The sequence below is a fragment of the Bradyrhizobium sacchari genome (genome assembly GCF_002068095.1).
GTDB classification, from domain to species: Bacteria; Pseudomonadota; Alphaproteobacteria; order Rhizobiales; family Xanthobacteraceae; genus Bradyrhizobium; species Bradyrhizobium sacchari.
The window spans coordinates 924,063-940,905 of record NZ_LWIG01000001.1; the positions used below are offsets into that span (position 1 = coordinate 924,063).

Annotated in this window: 17 protein-coding genes and 1 tRNA gene; 13 read left to right on the top strand and 5 right to left on the bottom strand. The window is 64.8% G+C overall.

Going from position 1 to position 16,843, the window contains the following annotated elements; all coding sequences use genetic code 11:
• Positions 1-34 precede the first annotated feature (34 nt).
• From A5906_RS04255 to A5906_RS04280, 6 genes are all read left to right on the top strand, one after another.
• Positions 35-1,402 carry a cytochrome P450 gene (locus tag A5906_RS04255; RefSeq protein ID WP_080133942.1) on the top strand — a complete coding sequence of 456 codons (1,368 nt, stop codon included), beginning with the start codon at positions 35-37 and terminating at the stop codon, positions 1,400-1,402.
• A gap of 51 nt (positions 1,403-1,453) precedes the next feature.
• Entirely contained in the window at positions 1,454-2,863 is a 1,410-nt protein-coding gene (locus tag A5906_RS04260) for an adenylate/guanylate cyclase domain-containing protein (RefSeq protein ID WP_080133943.1), read from the top strand.
• Positions 2,864-3,174: 311 nt separating this feature from the next.
• Positions 3,175-3,663 carry a tellurite resistance TerB family protein gene (locus tag A5906_RS04265; protein ID WP_080133944.1) on the top strand — a complete coding sequence of 163 codons (489 nt, stop codon included), beginning with the start codon at positions 3,175-3,177 and terminating at the stop codon, positions 3,661-3,663.
• Positions 3,664-3,881: 218 nt separating this feature from the next.
• Entirely contained in the window at positions 3,882-4,661 is a 780-nt protein-coding gene (locus tag A5906_RS04270) for an SDR family NAD(P)-dependent oxidoreductase (protein ID WP_080134071.1), read from the top strand.
• Positions 4,662-4,854: 193 nt separating this feature from the next.
• Entirely contained in the window at positions 4,855-5,649 is a 795-nt protein-coding gene (locus A5906_RS04275; protein WP_080133945.1) for a glutamine amidotransferase, read from the top strand.
• A 123-nt stretch (positions 5,650-5,772) separates the two neighbouring features.
• On the top strand, positions 5,773-6,585 hold the full coding sequence (locus tag A5906_RS04280) for an enoyl-CoA hydratase (RefSeq protein WP_080133946.1): 813 nt from the start codon (positions 5,773-5,775) through the stop codon (positions 6,583-6,585).
• Positions 6,586-6,671: 86 nt separating this feature from the next.
• Here the strand turns inward: A5906_RS04280 and A5906_RS04285 are convergent.
• Positions 6,672-6,747, bottom strand: a tRNA-Ala gene (locus A5906_RS04285).
• Positions 6,748-6,952: 205 nt separating this feature from the next.
• Between A5906_RS04285 and A5906_RS04290 the strand changes: the two genes are divergently transcribed.
• From A5906_RS04290 to folD, 3 genes are read left to right on the top strand one after another with little or no spacing between them, the layout of a single operon-like run.
• Complete coding sequence (locus tag A5906_RS04290; RefSeq protein ID WP_018645113.1) at positions 6,953-7,243, top strand: YggT family protein; 291 nt, start codon at positions 6,953-6,955, stop codon at positions 7,241-7,243.
• A 15-nt stretch (positions 7,244-7,258) separates the two neighbouring features.
• Entirely contained in the window at positions 7,259-7,618 is a 360-nt protein-coding gene (locus A5906_RS04295; RefSeq protein WP_080133947.1) for a DUF167 domain-containing protein, read from the top strand.
• A gap of 9 nt (positions 7,619-7,627) precedes the next feature.
• On the top strand, positions 7,628-8,512 hold the full coding sequence (folD, locus tag A5906_RS04300) for a bifunctional methylenetetrahydrofolate dehydrogenase/methenyltetrahydrofolate cyclohydrolase FolD (protein ID WP_080133948.1): 885 nt from the start codon (positions 7,628-7,630) through the stop codon (positions 8,510-8,512).
• Between the two features lie 149 nt (positions 8,513-8,661).
• Here folD and ppa read toward each other — a convergent pair whose 3' ends face one another.
• Together ppa and A5906_RS04310 are read right to left on the bottom strand one after the other, a co-directional pair.
• Complete coding sequence (gene ppa, locus A5906_RS04305; protein WP_018645116.1) at positions 8,662-9,198, bottom strand: inorganic diphosphatase; 537 nt, start codon at positions 9,196-9,198, stop codon at positions 8,662-8,664.
• Positions 9,199-9,375: 177 nt separating this feature from the next.
• Positions 9,376-9,885 (bottom strand): GNAT family N-acetyltransferase, encoded by a 510-nt coding sequence (locus A5906_RS04310; RefSeq protein WP_008136728.1) that lies wholly within the window; start codon positions 9,883-9,885, stop codon positions 9,376-9,378.
• Between the two features lie 266 nt (positions 9,886-10,151).
• Here A5906_RS04310 and A5906_RS04315 point away from each other — a divergent pair, with 266 nt between their 5' ends.
• From A5906_RS04315 to A5906_RS04330, 4 genes are read left to right on the top strand one after another with little or no spacing between them, the layout of a single operon-like run.
• Entirely contained in the window at positions 10,152-11,051 is a 900-nt protein-coding gene (locus tag A5906_RS04315; protein WP_080133949.1) for an alpha/beta hydrolase family protein, read from the top strand.
• A complete protein-coding gene (locus A5906_RS04320; protein ID WP_080133950.1) occupies positions 11,048-11,515 on the top strand; it encodes a DUF2269 family protein in 468 nt (155 codons plus the stop codon). The genes A5906_RS04315 and A5906_RS04320 overlap by 4 nt, the downstream gene beginning before the upstream one ends.
• Positions 11,516-11,523: 8 nt before the next feature.
• On the top strand, positions 11,524-12,843 hold the full coding sequence (locus A5906_RS04325) for an SDR family oxidoreductase (protein WP_080133951.1): 1,320 nt from the start codon (positions 11,524-11,526) through the stop codon (positions 12,841-12,843).
• A complete protein-coding gene (locus A5906_RS04330; RefSeq protein WP_080133952.1) occupies positions 12,843-13,250 on the top strand; it encodes a thiol-disulfide oxidoreductase DCC family protein in 408 nt (135 codons plus the stop codon). Before A5906_RS04325 ends, A5906_RS04330 begins: the two co-directional genes overlap by 1 nt.
• 86 nt (positions 13,251-13,336) lie before the next feature.
• Here the strand turns inward: A5906_RS04330 and A5906_RS04335 are convergent, their stop codons facing one another.
• Positions 13,337-14,584 (bottom strand): flavin monoamine oxidase family protein, encoded by a 1,248-nt coding sequence (locus A5906_RS04335; protein WP_080133953.1) that lies wholly within the window; start codon positions 14,582-14,584, stop codon positions 13,337-13,339.
• 206 nt (positions 14,585-14,790) lie between these two features.
• The gene (gene typA / locus A5906_RS04340; protein ID WP_080133954.1) at positions 14,791-16,617 is read right to left on the bottom strand and encodes a translational GTPase TypA; all 1,827 of its coding nucleotides are present in this window, start codon (positions 16,615-16,617) and stop codon (positions 14,791-14,793) included.
• Positions 16,618-16,843: the final 226 nt, after the last annotated feature.

Sequence of the window (16,843 nt, forward strand, 5' to 3'; positions counted from 1 at the left end):
CTATTTGCCTGCGTCACATCCTCGGGAGGGAGCCATGAATATCGCCAGCGTGCGTCGGCCCATCGTCCCCCCGGCGCCGCCGCGTGCGCCCGACGACATGTCGTTCCTCGGCCGCGTCGCGGTGATCCGCCGGAACATGATCGCGACCTGGGGCCAGCGCGCCTATGAGGAAGACGTCGTCAAGGGCCGGTTCTTCCTTCGCAACAGCTTCATCCTGAACCAGCCGGATGCGATCCGGCACGTCCTGCTCACCAACTACGAGAACTACACGCGCACGCCGGCCGGCATCCGCATGCTGCGTCCCGTGCTCGGCGAAGGTCTTCTGATCGCAGAAGGCCACTCCTGGACGTTCCAGCGCCGCACGCTCGCGCCGGCCTTCACGCCGCGCGCGACAGCGAACCTCGTTCCGCACATGACCGCGGTGCTCGACGAGACCATCGCCAAGCTCGATGCGCGCACGAGCGAGCCGGTGGACTTGCGCGAGATCATGCAGCGCATGACGCTCGAGATCGCCGGGCGCACGATGTTCTCGTTTGGCATGGACCGGCACGGCGCGACTTTGCGCAATTTCGTCGTGGAGTACGGCGAGCGGCTCGGACGGCCCTACTTCCTCGACATGCTGCTGCCGGTGTCCTGGCCGACCCCGATGGATCGTGCCCGTGCTCGCTTCCGCAAGCGCTGGACCGAGTTCGTTGCGACGTTGATCGCCGAGCGGCGCAAGATGGGCAAGAAGGACGGCGCACCGCCGCGCGACCTGTTCGATCTCATGGACGAGGCGCGCGATCCCGAAACCGGCAAGGGCTTTTCCGACGCGCAGCTCATCGACGAGGTCGCGACCATGATCCTCGCCGGCCACGAGACCACGGCGACGGCGCTGTTCTGGGCGCTCTATCTGCTCGCGCTCGATCCGGAGACGCAGGAGGAGGTCGCCTTCGAGACGCGGGGCGAGCATCTCGACAGCATCGCCGATATCGACCGCCAGAAATTCACCCGCGCGGTGATCGATGAGACGATGCGGCTCTATCCGCCCGCCTTCCTGGTCGCGCGCGCCGCGCGCGAGAAGGACAATGCAGCCGGCGTCGAGATCGCCAAGGGCGATATTATCATGATCGCGCCCTGGCTGCTGCACCGGCACGAGAAGCTGTGGGAGCAGCCGAACGCGTTCATTCCAAAACGCTTCATGTCGAAAGAGCCCGACCGTTTCGCCTATCTGCCGTTCGGCGCCGGCCCGCGGGTCTGCATCGGCGCGCCGTTTGCGCAGGCCGAATCCGTGCTGGCGCTGGCCCGGCTGATCGGCGCCTTCCGCGTCGAGCTTGCCGAAGCGACGAATCCCGTGATTCCGCATGGCGTCGTCACGACGCAGCCGGATCACTCACCCATGTTCCGCATCACGCGTCGATGACAAGGCGATTGCCTGGACGACGGCGTGATCCAACAGAGATAGAGCCCCGCCATGAGCGACATCCAGGCCCAGTTTTCCGTTCTGAAGCAGACCGCCGATCCGAAGGCGGTCGATGAGATTGCGCGCCTCATCAAGGACGGCGAGGATCACGAGCTCAACCGTGTCAATGTCCTCGATTTCGCCAGGCAGCATGGTGTCGACGAAGAGCGCGCGATCTCCGCCTTCCTGCATTCGGCGCGGCTCGGGCTGTTCGATCTCGGCTGGAACGTGCTGTGTCCGGGCTGCGGCGGCGTGCTCGGGGCGCACTCGACCCTGAAGGCGCTCAAGCCCGATGATTACCACTGCGCGCTCTGCGCCTGCGGCTACAAGGCTTCCGTCGACGACCAGGTCGAGGTGTCCTTCACCGTGAACCCGCGCGTTCGGCACATCGCGGCGCACGATCCGGATACGCTTCCGGTATGGGAATATTTCAAACAGGTGTTCTGGAGCTCGGGCGTCGACTTCAACAAGGAATCGTTTGCGACACTCGCCAACGAGGTGACGCTGGATACGATGGAGCTGCCGGCCGGCGAGAAGGCGACGATGTCGCTGCAACTGCCGAACGATTTCGTCATCATCTTCGAGCCGGTGACGCACGCCGCCCATTTCATCGACGTCCAGGGCGAGCCGACCAAGGACCGCCAGCAGCTCGCCATCATGTACAACAAGGTGCAGGCGCCGACGGGGACCACGACCATGCGGCCGGGCCCGTTGCGATTGTCGCTGGAGAACCAGGCCGGCGTGCGCGTGCTGCCGTCGGTGTTCATCGCGGCCGAGGCGCTTCACCACCTGATCGGCAAGCGCAAGCCGTTCCTCACCGCCAAGCGGATGCTATCGAACCAGACCTTCCGCGATGTGTTCAAGGCGGACAATCTCAGTCTCGACCAGCGGCTGCAGATTACCTCGCTCACCTTCCTGTTCACCGATCTAAAGGGCTCGACCGCGCTCTATGAGCGCGTCGGCGATCTCGCCGCCTTCGACCTCGTGCGCGCGCATTTCCATGCGCTGCTCGAGATCATCTCCTCCGAGAAGGGCGCGGTGGTGAAGACCATCGGCGATGCCGTGATGGCGACCTTCGTCCGTCCCGAGCACGCGATCGTCGCGGGCTTGCGCATGCGCGCGGCAATGGACGAGCTCAACAAGCAGCGCGGTACCGCCGACCTCATCGTCAAGATCGGCATCCACGAAGGGCCGTGCCTTGCGGTCATGCTCAACGAGCGACAGGATTATTTCGGCCAGACCGTCAACATCGCCGCCCGCGTGCAGAGCCTGTCGACGGCGCAGGAGATCCACATCACCGGGCCGGTGGCGGATGCGCCGGCGGTCGCCGAACTCCTCCAGCAACGCGAGATCAAGCCGATCCAGAAACAGGCCGCGCTGCGCGGCATCGCCGACAAGATGGTGGTGTACGAGATACCGTGAGGGGCGGAAGGCGATTGCCATACTTGCCATACTCTCCGTCATTGCGAGGAGCCCTTGCGACGAAGCAATCCAGGCTGCCTCTGCGGAAAGATTCTGGATTGCTTCGCTGTGCTCGCAATGAAAATGTGGAGGTAGATGGATGTTACATCCTGCAGCGTGGCCCGGTCAGCTCCGGCGATGTCCGCCACCAGCAGATTGCCGAAACGTAATACGCGCGCCGAACTGATGCACATTGCGCCGGTTTGGTTTCCCGCTCATATAATGCTGGTAGCTGCCGCACTCCGCGGCGGCGTCGATCTCGGTAGGACCCTATGCTCGACGGCCTGCGCCAATTCATCGCCGACATTGTTGGTCCCCAGGCCGGGGATCGCACCTTCGGAGATAGCGATTATCGGCTCGCGGCGACCGCGTTGCTGGTCCACGTGGTCTCGCTGGATGGCCAGCCGAGCGCGGCCGAGCAGCGCAAGCTGCACAGCCTGATCGAAAGCCATTTCGGGCTCGATCGCGGCACCGCGGATCGCCTGATTGCTGATGCGACCGAGGTCGAGGGCGATGCGGTCGATCTCTATCATTTCACCAGCGTCATCATGCGTTCGCTCGACGAAGCGGGCCGCAAGCGCATCGTGCAGATGATGTGGGAGCTGGTCTATGCCGACGGCCAGGTCAGCGAGTTCGAAGACAACGTGGTCTGGCGCGCCTCCGACCTGCTCGGCATCTCCCAGCGCGACCGGATCGATCTCAAGCACGCTGTCGCGGAGCGCGCCGGTGGTCAGGTCAATGACAGGGCCGTCGGTGGCTGATCCCCGTAAGCCGGCCAATGACCGGTCGTCGGATCACATGACGAAACTTTAATGTAGGCGATCACCATCCGGATTCGCCCGTAAATTCCCGGGTTTTCCGCACTCCTGATATTCGCTCAAGCGGCCATGCTGCCGGCGCCGCTTGCCTGTCGCGCACGGCCTATGCTCTCGTTCCGCCCATTGCGGGGCCAAAAAACGTCATTCAAGAGACATTGATCGTGACTGAGCGGGTAACGTTGATCACCGGTGCCTCGGCGGGCATCGGCACGGAGTTGGCGCGTGTGTTTGCCGCCAATGGACATCGTCTCGCGCTGACGGCGCGACGCGCGGACCGGCTCGAGGCGCTTGCGAACGAGCTCGCCGCCAAGGGCAGCAAGAAGCCGATCGTGATCCTCTGCGATCTGCAGGATGCCGACGCCGGCGACAAGATCGCCGCAGCGCTCAAAGCCGAAGGCGTCGAGCTCGATCATCTCGTCAACAATGCCGGCTTCGGTGTGTTCGGCGATGCCGTTGAGTGCGACCGCGCCGATCAGATCGGGATCGTCGATGTCAACGTGCGGGCGTTGACCGATCTGTCGCTGCGCTTTGCCGATCAACTGATCAGGAACAAGGGCGGACTGCTGAATGTCGGATCGGTCGCCGGCTTTCTGCCGGGCCCCGGAATGGCCGTCTATTACGCCTCCAAGGCCTATGTGATTTCCTTCACCGAGGCCCTGCGAGCGGAGCTTGCGCCGCATGGCGTTCGCGTCACCGTGCTTTGCCCGGGGCCGGTTCCCACCGAATTCCAGGCGCGGGCCGGCGTCGGGTCCGGACACGATACGGCCCTGCTCAATGTCTCCGCCGCCGTGGTTGCACAGCAGGCCTATCGCGGCCTGATGGCCAACAAACGGGCAGTTCTGCCCGGTCTCGGTATCAAGATTGTGCCGTTCGCGCTGCGGTTCTTCCCGCGCGACTTCATCCTGTCGGCCACCAGCCGGTTTCAGCGGCAGCGGCACTAGATTTCTTGATTTGACGCGTTTTCTTTGCGCGAACCGGTATCCACTTGGCTTGAAAACGCTTTGAAGACAGCCCTTCGCGCCCGTAGTGGCCCGGAGCTTGCTTCAATCGAGGGGCGTGTGTGCGCAAACTCACACGATATTAACCTTCGCTTAGCTATGCTGGCGGCTTGAACCGATAGTACTCGCAGAGGCCATGTCGTTCCGGACGGACAGGATTGGTGGCGCAGAGGTGGTGCCCTTCCCAGGAAGGACGCCGGGCGCGACCGCCTCCGAAACGAAGTTGCCGGTTCTGATCGTCCTGCACCAGGAATCCTCGACACCCGGCCGCGTCGGCAATGCGTTGCGCGCGCTCGGTCATCGCCTCGACATCCGCCGTCCCCGCTTCGGCGATCCCCTGCCCGAGACCCTCGACCGGCATGCCGGCGCCGTGTTCTTCGGCGGCCCGATGAGCGCCAATGATCCCGACGACTACATCCGCCGCGAGATCGACTGGATCGAAATCCCGCTCCGCGAACAGCGGCCGTTCCTCGGCATCTGCCTGGGTGCGCAAATGCTCGCGATGCAGTTGGGCGCCCGCGTCGCGCCGCATGCGCAGGCGCTCACCCAGATCGGCTACTACCCGATCCGCCCGACGGCGGCGGGACACGCGCTCTGCCCGGACTGGCCGGCGCAGGTCTATCACTGGCACCGCGAGGGCTTCACGTTGCCCGTTGGTGCCGAGCTGCTTGCGGAAGGCGACGACTTTCCGATCCAGGCCTACCGCGCCGGCAATGCCTTCGGCGTGCAATTTCATCCTGACGTGACCTACGCGATGATGCATTGCTGGACCACGCGCGGCTATGACGGCCTCAGCGCGCCCGGTGCGCGCGAGCGGCATCATCACTTTGCGGACCGCGCCGTGTATGACGCGGCGGAGCGCGCCTGGCTCGATCATTTCATCGACGGCTGGCTGGCGCGCCGCCCGGTGCTGGCACAAGCCGCCGAGTAACCCGCGCCCCCGCGCAGGTCCTTCATAAGGCCTTGGCGCAAGTCCTTCTCTCATCCCTGGATATGCTAGGCTCGTTCCTAACGAGCGCGCGCAAACGCGTGCCGGCAGCAAAGGGAGAGCGCCGTGGCCTACGAACACATTCTCTATGAGGTGAGCGAGAAGATCGCGACCATCACGCTCAATCGTCCTGACCGCATGAACGCGTGGACGCCGATCATGGAGCGCGATGTGCGTCACGCGATGGAGGCTGCGAGCGCGGACGACAATGTCCGCGTCATCGTGCTGACAGGGGCGGGCCGCGCCTTCTGTGCCGGCGCGGACATGGATGCGCTGAAGGGCCTCGATCCCGATGACGTCAGGCGCGCATCGAATTTGCCGCCGTTCGACATGAATCGCCGGCCCGACTGGCAAACGCGTTACGGCTTCTATCCGTCGATCGGAAAGCCCGTCATCGCCATGCTCAACGGCGCGACCGCCGGCATCGGTCTCGTCCACGCGCTCTATTGCGATTTGCGCTTTGCCGCCGACGACACCGTGTTCACCACGGCCTTCGCGCGGCGCGGCCTGATCGCCGAGCACGGCATCAGCTGGATGCTGCCGCGCATCGTCGGCCACGCCAACGCGATGGACCTGTTGCTCTCGGCGCGTCGTGTTTCGAGCGAGGAGGCGCTGCGGATCGGACTGGTCAACCGGCTCTGCTCGCCCGAGAAGCTGCGCGAGGAGACCTATGCCTATGCGCGCGACCTCGCCGATTTCGTCTCGCCGAGCGCGATGGCCGTGATCAAGCGCCAGCTGTACGAGGTGCCGTTCCAGACCCTGGCCGAGGCGACGATGGAGGCCAACAGGGCAATGATGGTGGCGCTGGCGGGCAGCGATTTCCGGGAGGGGGTGGCAAGCTTCCTGGAAAAGCGGCCGCCAAGGTTTACAGGGAGGTAGGGGGCAGATTTGCGGAACAAGTCCGCAGTCGCCCTTCGGGCTGTGGCGGGACAGCCTTCGCTCACTTCGCTACGGGAGAGTAGGGCTGGTGGAGCCAGGCGGGATCGAACCGCCGACCTCGTCATTGCGAACGACGCGCTCTCCCAGCTGAGCTATGGCCCCTTTGCTGGCCGCTCTGGTAAACGCGGCCGACAACCGGGCGCCATTTAAGTCCCTGCCGAGGTCAAGTCAAGGACGGGCGTAACCCGGTTTTAGCCATTCCGGTGCCCGAACTTCCCTTGTTTGGGCCAGGGGGAACCGATATCTAGCAAAAGGCGTCACTCCCGACCGTAGCCAGAGTTTTCATAAGCCAGAGGCCTCATAAGCCATGCGTGCCGTTCTCGACATCGTTATCATCGTGCTCGACCTCTACGTCTGGCTGCTGATCGCCTCCGCGATCCTGTCCTGGCTGATCGCCTTCAACGTCGTGAACACGCGCAACCAGTTCGTGTCGGCGGTGGCGGAGTTCCTGTACCGCATCACCGAGCCGCTGCTGGCGCCGATTCGCAATTTCCTGCCCAGCCTCGGCGGCCTCGACATCTCGCCGATCATCCTGATCCTGATCATCATGTTCATCGAGCGGGTGATCCTGTACTACATCTACCCGAACGTGATCTGAGCAGGCTGGAGCGCATTGGTCGCGAAAGAGGCTGGCAAGGAACCCTGGCGCTATTCGGCCTCGGGAATCAGCATCGCGCTGCGGGTGACGCCGCGCGGCGGCCGCGACGACATCGACGGGATCGAGCAATTGGCCGACGGCCGCAGCGTGCTGAAGGTGCGGGTGCGCGCCATTGCCGATGGCGGCGAGGCCAACAAGGCCGTTCTGGTGCTGTTGGCGAAGTCGCTTGGCGTGCCCAAGGCCAGCGTCAGGCTCCTGTCGGGGGCGACGTCGCGGCTGAAACAGATCGCGGTTGACGGCGATCCGGCGCGGCTGGGTGAAGCCCTGCGCCAGCTCGTCCGAGCCAAAGCGGCAGACGCCAAATCGACAGACTGAGGAACTGACATGACCGCCAAGATCATCGATGGAAAAGTCATTGCCGCGGATCTGCGTGCCCGCGTCACCGACGAGGTCGCCCGGGTCAAGCGCGAGCACAATCTGGTGCCGGGCCTGGCGGTGGTCCTGGTCGGCAACGACCCTGCCAGCGAGGTCTATGTCCGCTCCAAGCACACCCAGACCCAGGCCGCCGGCATGGCTTCGTTCGAGCACAAGCTGCCGGCCGATGTCTCGCAGGCGGACTTGCTGGCCGTCGTCGCAAAGCTCAACCGCGATCCCGCCGTGCACGGCATTCTGGTGCAACTGCCGCTGCCGAAGGGCCTCAACACCGAGGCCGTCATCAACGCCATCGATCCCGCCAAGGACGTCGACGGGCTGCATCCGAACAATGCCGGCCGGCTTGCGGGCGGCTTCGAGGCGCTCTCGCCCTGCACGCCGCTCGGCTCGATCATTTTGACCAAAAGCGTGCATGCCTCGCTCGAGGGCATGAATGCCATCGTGATCGGCCGCTCCAATCTGGTCGGCCGGCCGCTGGTGCAGTTGCTGCTGAACGAGAACGCCACGGTGACGATTGCGCATTCGCGCTCGCGCGATCTGCCGGATCTCGTGAAGCGCGCCGACCTCGTCTATGCCGCGGTCGGCAAGCCGGAGATGGTCCGCGGCGACTGGCTGAAGCCGGGTGCGACCGTGATCGACATCGGCATCAACCGCATCCCGAAGGAGGATGGCAAGACGCGCCTTGTCGGCGACGTCGCCTACCAGGAAGCGCTTGGCGTTGCCGGCGCCATCACGCCGGTGCCGGGCGGTGTCGGCCAGATGACGGTAGCGTGCTTGCTGGTGAATACGCTGCGCGCGGCCTGCGCGATCGGCGGTTTGCCGAAGCCGGCGGTGTAGGCTTTCTTCACCTCACCCCGCTTGCGGGGAGAGGTCGGATTGCGAAGCAATCCGGCTGAGGGGGACTCTCCGCGAGTCAGCTGTCACCGTCCTCGCGGAGAGTCCCCCTCAACCCGACCCTCTCCCCGCAAGCGGGGCGAGGGGGAAGCTCAGCCCTTCTTCTTCTTCTCGCGCTCGATGCCTTCGAGGATCAGCTTGTGGGCTTCCTCCGGGCCGCCCCAGCGCAGGATCTTCACCCACTTGCCCTTCTCGAGATCCTTGTAGTGCTCGAAGAAGTGCTGGATCTGCTGCAGCGTGATGTCGGGCAGGTCAGAGTACGACTTCACCTTGTCGTAGCGCTGCGTCAGCTTCGACGATGGCACCGCCAGGATCTTCTCGTCGCCGCCGGCCTCGTCCTCCATGAACAGCACGCCGACCGGGCGCACGCTCATGACGGCGCCGGGGATGATGGCGCGGGTGTTGATGATCAGCACGTCGCAGGGGTCGCCGTCGTCGGACAGCGTGTGCGGGATGAAGCCATAGTTACCGGGGTAACGCATCGGCGTGTACAGGAAGCGGTCCACCACCAGCGTGCCGGCTTCCTTGTCCATCTCGTACTTGATCGGTTCACCGCCCACGGGGACTTCGATGACGACGTTGACGTCTTGGGGGACGTTTTTTCCGATCGAGATAGCATCGATACGCATTCAAGGCTCCGTTATTGCCGAGGTTAAATCGCGCCCGGCAGCGATTTTGGCGCTGTCATACGCGGGCTTGGCCCGTCAATCCATCGTGTTTTTTGAAATAATGAATCCAGCGATCACCGGCGCAAAAGGCGGGCGGTATCGCAGGAAGGAAAGCGCTGCCGGCTGGACTTCAGCAGCTCAATTGGTCCAAGCGAAGGCAACCTTGTCGAGCGACTTCGGCCCGAAACGCTCCGAAGAGCGCGCCACCATGCGGCCGCCCAGGGCACGGTAGAATTCGGTGGCCGGATCGTTGTCCGAGAGCGCCCACACCACCATGCTCTTGAGGCCGCTCTGCATCAGGTCGCGGCGGGCGGCGGCGAACAGGCGGCGGCCGAAGCCGAGGCCCTGAAACTCGGGGCGCAAATAGAGTTCGTAGATCTCGCCGTCAAAGTGCAGGCTGCGCGCGCGGTTGCGACCGTAATTGGCATAGCCCGCGATCTTGTCGCCGAACACCAGCACGCTGACGCGGCTGCCTTTGCGAATCGCGCTGTCCCACCACTGCGGACCGCGGCGGTTGATCAGTTTCTCCAGCTCGGCGCCGGGAATGATGCCCTGATAAGCCGAACGCCAGGCTTCGTCATGCGTCGATGCCACCGCAGTTGCATCTGCGGCCTTGGCCGGCCGGACCTCGATCAGGGTTGTGCTCATAGACGCGATCAAACCAAGTCGCCGCGCCGGCGGCAAGACCTATCGTTAATTATCGGTTAACCTGTGGACTTTCTGCATCAGTAATATGGCCGTGTTGTCCCGAAAGAGGACAGGACGCTGCCTTGAACGGCAACCGCCTGCCATACGTCGGTGCAAAACCTGTGTTGTGGCAACCAACGAACGGCAATGGCAGCGCAGAAAGTCCGCCCAGAATGATTCGTTCCTACTAGTCTGGCGGTGCTGTCCGTGCTCGCCTTTGGCCATTCATGCGGCTCTTCAACATCCTTGCGCTCCTGCCTCTGCTGACCCTGCTGACCGCGTCGCCTCTGTGCGCCCAGGTCACGTTCGGTGCATCGGGTGTGGAAGGCGAGCCGTTTCGCCGGCAGGAATGGCGCGTGCCCTCGCCGGAAGCCGGCCTCGCCGCGCATGCGTTGCTGTTTCGCCCCACCGGCGCCGGTCCATTCCGGCTTGCGATCATCGCGCATGCCTCGACGCAGAATGCGCTGCGTCGTGCGCAAATGCCGCAACCGGAATACCGCGCGCTCGCGGCGTTTCTGGTCGCGCGCGGGTTTGCCGTGCTGGTGCCGGAGCGGCTCGGCCACGGCGCGACCGGTGGCCGCTATCTCGAGGACCAGGGCGGCTGTGACGAGGCGGATTATGCGCGTTCCGGCCGGGCGACGGCCGAAGAAATCTCGCTCGCGCTGGACTATTTGCGCAAGCAGGATTTCGTCCGCAAGGATGCCGCCATCGTGATCGGCCATTCCGCCGGTGGTTGGGGCGCGCTGGCGCTTGCGACTGCCGATCCAAAGGCGATTTCCGCGATCATCGCGTTTGCGGCCGGGCGCGGCGGCCACGCCAATGGCGAGCCGAACCGGATCTGTGCGCCGCATGCGCTTGTGGCGGCGGCGACCGACTTTGGCAAAGCCGCGCGAATCCCCGTCACATGGCTCGTCGCAGGCAATGACAGCTATTTCGCCCCGGCTTTCTCGAGTTCGCTCGCGGAGGCCTTTCGCCGCGCCGGCGGGAAGGTCGATTTCCGCACATTGCCCGCCGCGGGCGGCGAGGGGCATGGGATGATCGAGACGGAAGCCGGCGTGAAAGCCGCGGGCGCCGAACTCGAACGTGCGCTGAACCCATCGAAGCCAATGGCGACCAAGAAGCCATGACGCTGTATTTCCTGGTCAAATATCTGCATGTGTTCGGCGCCATCGTCATCCTCGGCACCGGGACCGGCATCGCCTTCTTCATGCTGATGGCCCATCGCACGCGCGATGCCGAGTTCATCGCGCGCACCGCTTCAGTGGTGGTGATCGCGGATGCGATCTTCACGCTGTCGGCGGTGATCCTCCAGCCGGTCAGCGGCGGCTTGCTGATGATGCTGTCGGCAACGTCGATCGCCGAACGCTGGATTCTCGCTTCGCTCGCGCTCTACGCTGTCGCGGGCCTGTTCTGGATTCCCGTGGTGTTCATGCAGATCGAGATGCGCGACCTCGCGCGCAAGGCTGCCGATCAGCGCGCCGCTTTGCCGGAGCGCTACTTCATCCTGTTCCGCCGCTGGTTCGCGTTCGGCTTCCCGGGCTTCGGCGCGACGATGGCGATCCTGTGGCTGATGGTCGCCAAGCCGTTTTGAGAGACGCGATGAACCCAAGAACCATTTTGGTGCTCGGCGCCTCCGGCCTGATCGGCCGCGTCGTCACCGACGATCTGCGCGCGCGAGGCTTTCGCGTCGTCGGCGTTGCGCGCAGCCTGTCGCCGGGGCAGGCAAGGGGCGGGCTGGACATCGAGCTGCCGATTCTCTCGCTCGACCCGGCCGCCTTGAAACGGCTCCTGAGCGAGTACTCCGTCGATGTCGTCGTGAACTGCCTCGGCGTGCTCCAGGATGGTCCGGGCAGCAACACAGGCGCCGTGCACCGCGATTTCGTCGCGCGCCTGCTTCAGGCCATCGCCGACAGCGGTCGCGCGGTGCGGCTGGTGCACATCTCAATTCCCGGCACCGCGGAGGCGGATCGCACTGCCTTTGCGACGACCAAGCGCGAGGCGGAGCGGCTGATCGCGGCGTCCGGCATTCCCCACGCCATCCTGCGTCCGGGCTTCGTGGTCGCACCGTCCGCCTATGGCGGCAGCGCGATGCTGCGCGCGCTTGCCGCCTGTCCGCTGGACCTGCCGGGAAAGGAGATGGCGACGCCATTTCAGCCCCTCGCGGTCGAGGATATCTCGGCCACCATCGCGTGGCTCGCCGCGCGTGATATCGACGATGCCGCCGTCAAAGCGGTGAGCTGGGACCTGATGCAGGTCGAGCCGGTCACCATGGCCGGCGTCATCAAGCAGTTTCGCCTCGCATTCGGCACGGCGGGTTGGTCGCGCATCGCGATGCCGACCTTCATGCTCGATCTCGGCGCGAAACTCGGCGACGTTGCGAGCTATCTCGGCTGGATGCCGCCGATGCGCTCTACGGCCATTGCCGAGCTTCGCCGCGGTGTGCGAGGCGATCCCTCGGCCTGGATCGCGGCGACAGCCATCGTGCCGAAGACGCTGGCTGAGACGATCGGACGCCATCCAGCCACCATCCAGGACAAATGGTTCGCGCGGCTGTTTCTGGTCAAGGCCCTGATTGTCGCGAGCCTGGTCGCGTTCTGGCTCGTCTCCGGCTTCATCGCGCTGTTCGTGTCCTACCGCGCCGCCGCCGGCATCCTGAGCGCGCACAATTTTCCGCCCACGCTGGTCGATCCCATCACCATCGGCACCAGCCTGATGGACATGAGCATCGGTGTGCTGATCGCCTTCCGCCGCACCGCGGCGGTCGGGCTCGTCGCTGGGATCGCCGCTTCGCTCGGCTATATGTTCGGCGCGGCGATTCTCACGCCAGACCTCTGGATCGAGCCGCTCGGCGCGCTGGTCAAGACCGGGCCGGCGATCGTGCTGATGCTGGTGGCACTTATGATGCTGGACAATCGCTGATGAGTAAGTGGCCCGACGATGACGTGATCCTGTTCGACGGCGTCTGCATCTTCTGCTCGCGCTGGGTGCGGTTCGTCGCCAGACGCGACACGACGAAGCGATTTCGCTTCACGCCGATCCAGTCGGACTATGGGGCGCGATTGGCGCGAACGTTCGGCATCGATCCGGATGACCCCGATACCAACGCGGCCGTCCACGGCGGCGAAGTGTTCACGAAGTCGGATGCTGCGCTGACGGTGTTGTCACAGCTCCCCGGCTGGAGCTGGGTGCGCGCATTGTTCGCCGTGCCAAAGCCGCTGCGGGACGCGATCTACAGCCTCATCGCGCGCAACCGCTATCGCATTTTCGGCAAGTACGACGCGTGCTTCGTGCCTGATGCCGATTTGCGGGCGCGCGTGATCGAGTAGTCCGTCATTGCGAGCGCAGCGCAATCCTGAGTCTTCCCGCGGTGGCAGTCTGTGCTTCCCTGCGCTCGCAATGGCGGAGCGCGGAGCTACGGCTTGCGCAGAGCCGCCAGCACTTCGTTTGCCGCCCGCTCGCCGCTGTCCCGCGCGCCGTGGGCCGTCGTGAAGAAGGATGGCGACGTCGCTTCTCCGGCAAAAAACAACCGCCCATCCACCGGCGCGGCCAGCACCGCGCGATCCCCCGCGTGGCCCGGCAGCGCGTGCGAATAGGAGCCTCGCGCGAACGGATCGCGCGCCCAGCGCGACTCGTACAGCGGCTTCAGTTTGCGCCTGACATCGTTGCCGAGAAAACCCGCGATCTCGTCGATGCTGTGCGCGGCGATGGCGCCTTCGCCGGCGTGCTCCAGCGCGCGGGCAAAGCTGCCGCCGAAGAAGCCTTCGATACAGGGCTGGCCGAACGGGCGGATGTGATAGGTGCCCATCTCCGTGCGCATGGTTGCACCGCGCAAATTGCCCTCTGTCGGGAAGGCTTCGGCATCCTCGAGCGCCAGCGTCACCTTGTCGTCCACGCCGAGCGGCAGGCCGGCGGCGGCATCGACCTTGGCGGGGAGCGGCGGCGAGAAGCGGATCGCTTCATCAGCGATCAGATTGGTCGGCACGGTGACGATCACCTTGCCGGCATCCAGCGTGCCCCGCGACGTCTCGATGCGGATGCGCTTTCCCGAATGATCGATCAGCGTGACGTTGCAGGTCAGCGCCGCCGGGCAGGGCGCGCCATAGGCCGTCACAAGCGCGCCATAGCCGCGGCGGACGCGCCAGTTGAGGTTTGTGTCCTCATAGGCGTCCCAGTCCAGGGTGGACATGTCCTTCAATTCGCAGCCGTTGATATAGGTCGAGATCGCATCGATCATCGCATTCCAGCGATTGCCGGGCTCGAGACTCTGGCTCGCGGGTTCGTCCTTGCCCTTTTGTGCGGCTTTCCACATGCGTTCGTAGAACGCGTCCATCGCGCGCATGAAATCGTCGCGCTGATGTTGCGGAAACGCATTGCCATAGGCGCGCTCGCGCCAGGGCGGCAGGTCCTTGTTGAGCTCGAAACCGAGCTGCTTGGCGATCGTGACGAAGGAGTTCTTGTCCGCCGAGTGCAGCCAGCCGCAGCCGACGTCGAAGGTCACCTCGGGCGAGGCCTGCACGGTCCAGGCGCGGCCGCCGAGCCGGTCGCGCGCCTCCAGCACGATCACGGAGAGGCCGGCGCCGTGCAGCGCATGCGCTGCGCCGAGGCCGGCGGCACCGGCGCCGATGATCGCGACGTCCACGGAGGAGGGGAGTGAGGTCATGGGCGGGCTCTAGCACGTTCGCCGGGTGTGCTGAAGCCGGGTAGATTGCAGCTCTCGTGTCCCGGACGCGCTGCAGCGCGCTTGCGCTGCTAGGCAGAGCCGGGACCCAAGGTGATGTACGGGCGGTGAGGGTGCCTGGGGCCCCGGCTCAGCAGCGCATCACTATCGTGCTTCGCTGCGCCCGGGGCACGGAAAGAGCAGTGGCCTTACGCCACTGCTTCCTTGGCCTTTTCCGCGCGCTTGCGCTCGTTCGGGTCGAGGTGCTTCTTGCGCAGGCGGATCGATTTCGGGGTGACCTCGACGAGCTCGTCGTCCTCGATATAGGCGAGCGCCTTTTCCAGCGTCATGCGGATCGGTGGGGTCAGGCGCACGGCTTCGTCCTTCGAGGTCGTGCGGATGTTGGTGAGCTGCTTGCCCTTGAGCACGTTGATCTCGAGATCGTTGTCGCGGGTGTGCTCGCCGACGATCATGCCCTTGTAGACCTTCCAGCCCGGCTCGATCATCATCGGCCCGCGGTCTTCCAGCTTGAACATGGCGTAGGCCACCGCTTCGCCCTGGTCGTTGGAGATCAGGACGCCATTGCGGCGGCCCTGGATCTCGCCCTTGTAGGGGGCGTAGCCGTGGAACAGACGGTTCATGATCGCGGTGCCGCGGGTGTCGGTGAGCAGCTCGCCCTGATAGCCGATCAGGCCGCGGGTCGGCGCGTAGAACACCAGGCGCTGGCGATTGCCGCCGGACGGCTTCATCTCGATCAGCTCGGACTTGCGCTCGCTCATCTTCTGCACGACGACGCCGGAGTGCTCCTCGTCGACGTCGATCACGACCTCCTCGATCGGCTCCATGGTGGCGCCGGTCGCTTCGTCCTTCTGGAATACGACGCGCGGGCGCGACACCGAGAGCTCGAAGCCTTCGCGGCGCATGGTCTCGATCAGGATCGCGAGCTGGAGTTCGCCACGGCCCGACACTTCCATCGCGTCCTTGTCGGCGGATTCAACGACGCGCAGCGCGACATTGCCCTCGGCTTCGCGGAGCAGACGGTCGCGGATCATGCGGCTCGTCACCTTGTCGCCTTCGGTGCCGGCGAGCGGGGAGTTGTTGACGATGAACGACATCGACACGGTCGGCGGATCGATCGGCTGCGCCGGCAGCGGCACCTCGACGGTCGGATCGCAGAAAGTGTCGGCGACGGTGCCCTTGGTGAGGCCGGCAATCGCGACGATGTCGCCGGCTTCGGCTTCATCGAGCGGGGTGCGCTCGAGGCCGCGAAACGCCAGGATCTTGGTGATGCGCCCGGACTCGACCAGCTTGCCGTCGGCATTCAGCACCTTGACCTGCTGGTTCGGCTTGAGCGTGCCGGACGAGATGCGGCCGGTGATGATGCGGCCGAGATAGGGGTTGGCCTCGAGGATCGTGCCGATCATCTTGAACGGGCCTTCCTCGACCTTCGGCGGCGCGACGTGGCGCAGGACCAGGTCGAACAGCGGCTCCATGCCCTTGTCTTGCGGACCCTCGGGGCTATCCGCCATCCAGCCCTGCTTGGCCGACCCGTAGAGGATCGGGAAGTCGAGCTGCTCCTCGCTGGCATCCAGCGCCGCGAACAGGTCGAACACTTCGTTGATGACTTCAGTGGGGCGCGCGTCGGGGCGGTCGACCTTGTTGATGACCACGATCGGCTTGAGGCCGACCTTGAGCGCCTTGGAAACCACGAACTTGGTCTGCGGCAGCGGGCCTTCGGCGGCGTCGACCAGCACCAGGGCGCCGTCCACCATGTTGAGGATGCGCTCGACCTCACCGCCGAAATCGGCGTGGCCGGGGGTATCGACGATGTTGATGCGGGTGTCCTTCCACTGCACCGAAGCCGCCTTGGCCAGAATGGTGATGCCGCGCTCCCGCTCCAGGTCGTTGGAGTCCATGGCGCGATCGGTCACCTTCTGGTTCTCGCGGAACGTGCCGGATTGCTGGAGGAGCTTGTCGACCAGCGTGGTTTTGCCGTGGTCGACGTGGGCGATGATGGCGACGTTGCGAAGGTTCATGTGTGAGCTTCTTTGCGGTCGAACAATGGGTTAAGCGCGATCTCGCCGGTCAGACCGGGACCTCTTCACGGACAACGCTGGAAACGTGGAAAACGGGGCCTGCTTCGCCCAAAAAGGAAGCCCGGTCAGCTCGACCGGGCACCCTGCGCGTTTGCGGCGCAATATATGCAAAAACCGCCAAAAAACAATGTGTTCTTTGGCCGTTGGTTGACTGAATTTTGTCCGG

What these genes read in the sequence shown, in the direction of transcription:
- A5906_RS04255 (WP_080133942.1), top strand. Translation starts at nt 35, where the DNA reads ATGAATATCGCCAGCGTGCGTCGGCCCATCGTCCCCCCGGCGCCGCCG.
- A5906_RS04265 (WP_080133944.1), top strand. Translation starts at nt 3,175, where the DNA reads ATGCTCGACGGCCTGCGCCAATTCATCGCCGACATTGTTGGTCCCCAG.
- folD (WP_080133948.1), top strand. Translation starts at nt 7,628, where the DNA reads ATGACCGCCAAGATCATCGATGGAAAAGTCATTGCCGCGGATCTGCGT.
- A5906_RS04330 (WP_080133952.1), top strand. Translation starts at nt 12,843, where the DNA reads ATGAGTAAGTGGCCCGACGATGACGTGATCCTGTTCGACGGCGTCTGC.
- A5906_RS04310 (WP_008136728.1), bottom strand. Translation starts at nt 9,885, where the DNA reads ATGAGCACAACCCTGATCGAGGTCCGGCCGGCCAAGGCCGCAGATGCA.
- A5906_RS04260 (WP_080133943.1), top strand. Translation starts at nt 1,454, where the DNA reads ATGAGCGACATCCAGGCCCAGTTTTCCGTTCTGAAGCAGACCGCCGAT.
- A5906_RS04290 (WP_018645113.1), top strand. Translation starts at nt 6,953, where the DNA reads ATGCGTGCCGTTCTCGACATCGTTATCATCGTGCTCGACCTCTACGTC.
- A5906_RS04335 (WP_080133953.1), bottom strand. Translation starts at nt 14,584, where the DNA reads ATGACCTCACTCCCCTCCTCCGTGGACGTCGCGATCATCGGCGCCGGT.
- A5906_RS04275 (WP_080133945.1), top strand. Translation starts at nt 4,855, where the DNA reads ATGTCGTTCCGGACGGACAGGATTGGTGGCGCAGAGGTGGTGCCCTTC.
- A5906_RS04320 (WP_080133950.1), top strand. Translation starts at nt 11,048, where the DNA reads ATGACGCTGTATTTCCTGGTCAAATATCTGCATGTGTTCGGCGCCATC.
- A5906_RS04315 (WP_080133949.1), top strand. Translation starts at nt 10,152, where the DNA reads ATGCGGCTCTTCAACATCCTTGCGCTCCTGCCTCTGCTGACCCTGCTG.
- A5906_RS04325 (WP_080133951.1), top strand. Translation starts at nt 11,524, where the DNA reads ATGAACCCAAGAACCATTTTGGTGCTCGGCGCCTCCGGCCTGATCGGC.
- ppa (WP_018645116.1), bottom strand. Translation starts at nt 9,198, where the DNA reads ATGCGTATCGATGCTATCTCGATCGGAAAAAACGTCCCCCAAGACGTC.
- typA (WP_080133954.1), bottom strand. Translation starts at nt 16,617, where the DNA reads ATGAACCTTCGCAACGTCGCCATCATCGCCCACGTCGACCACGGCAAA.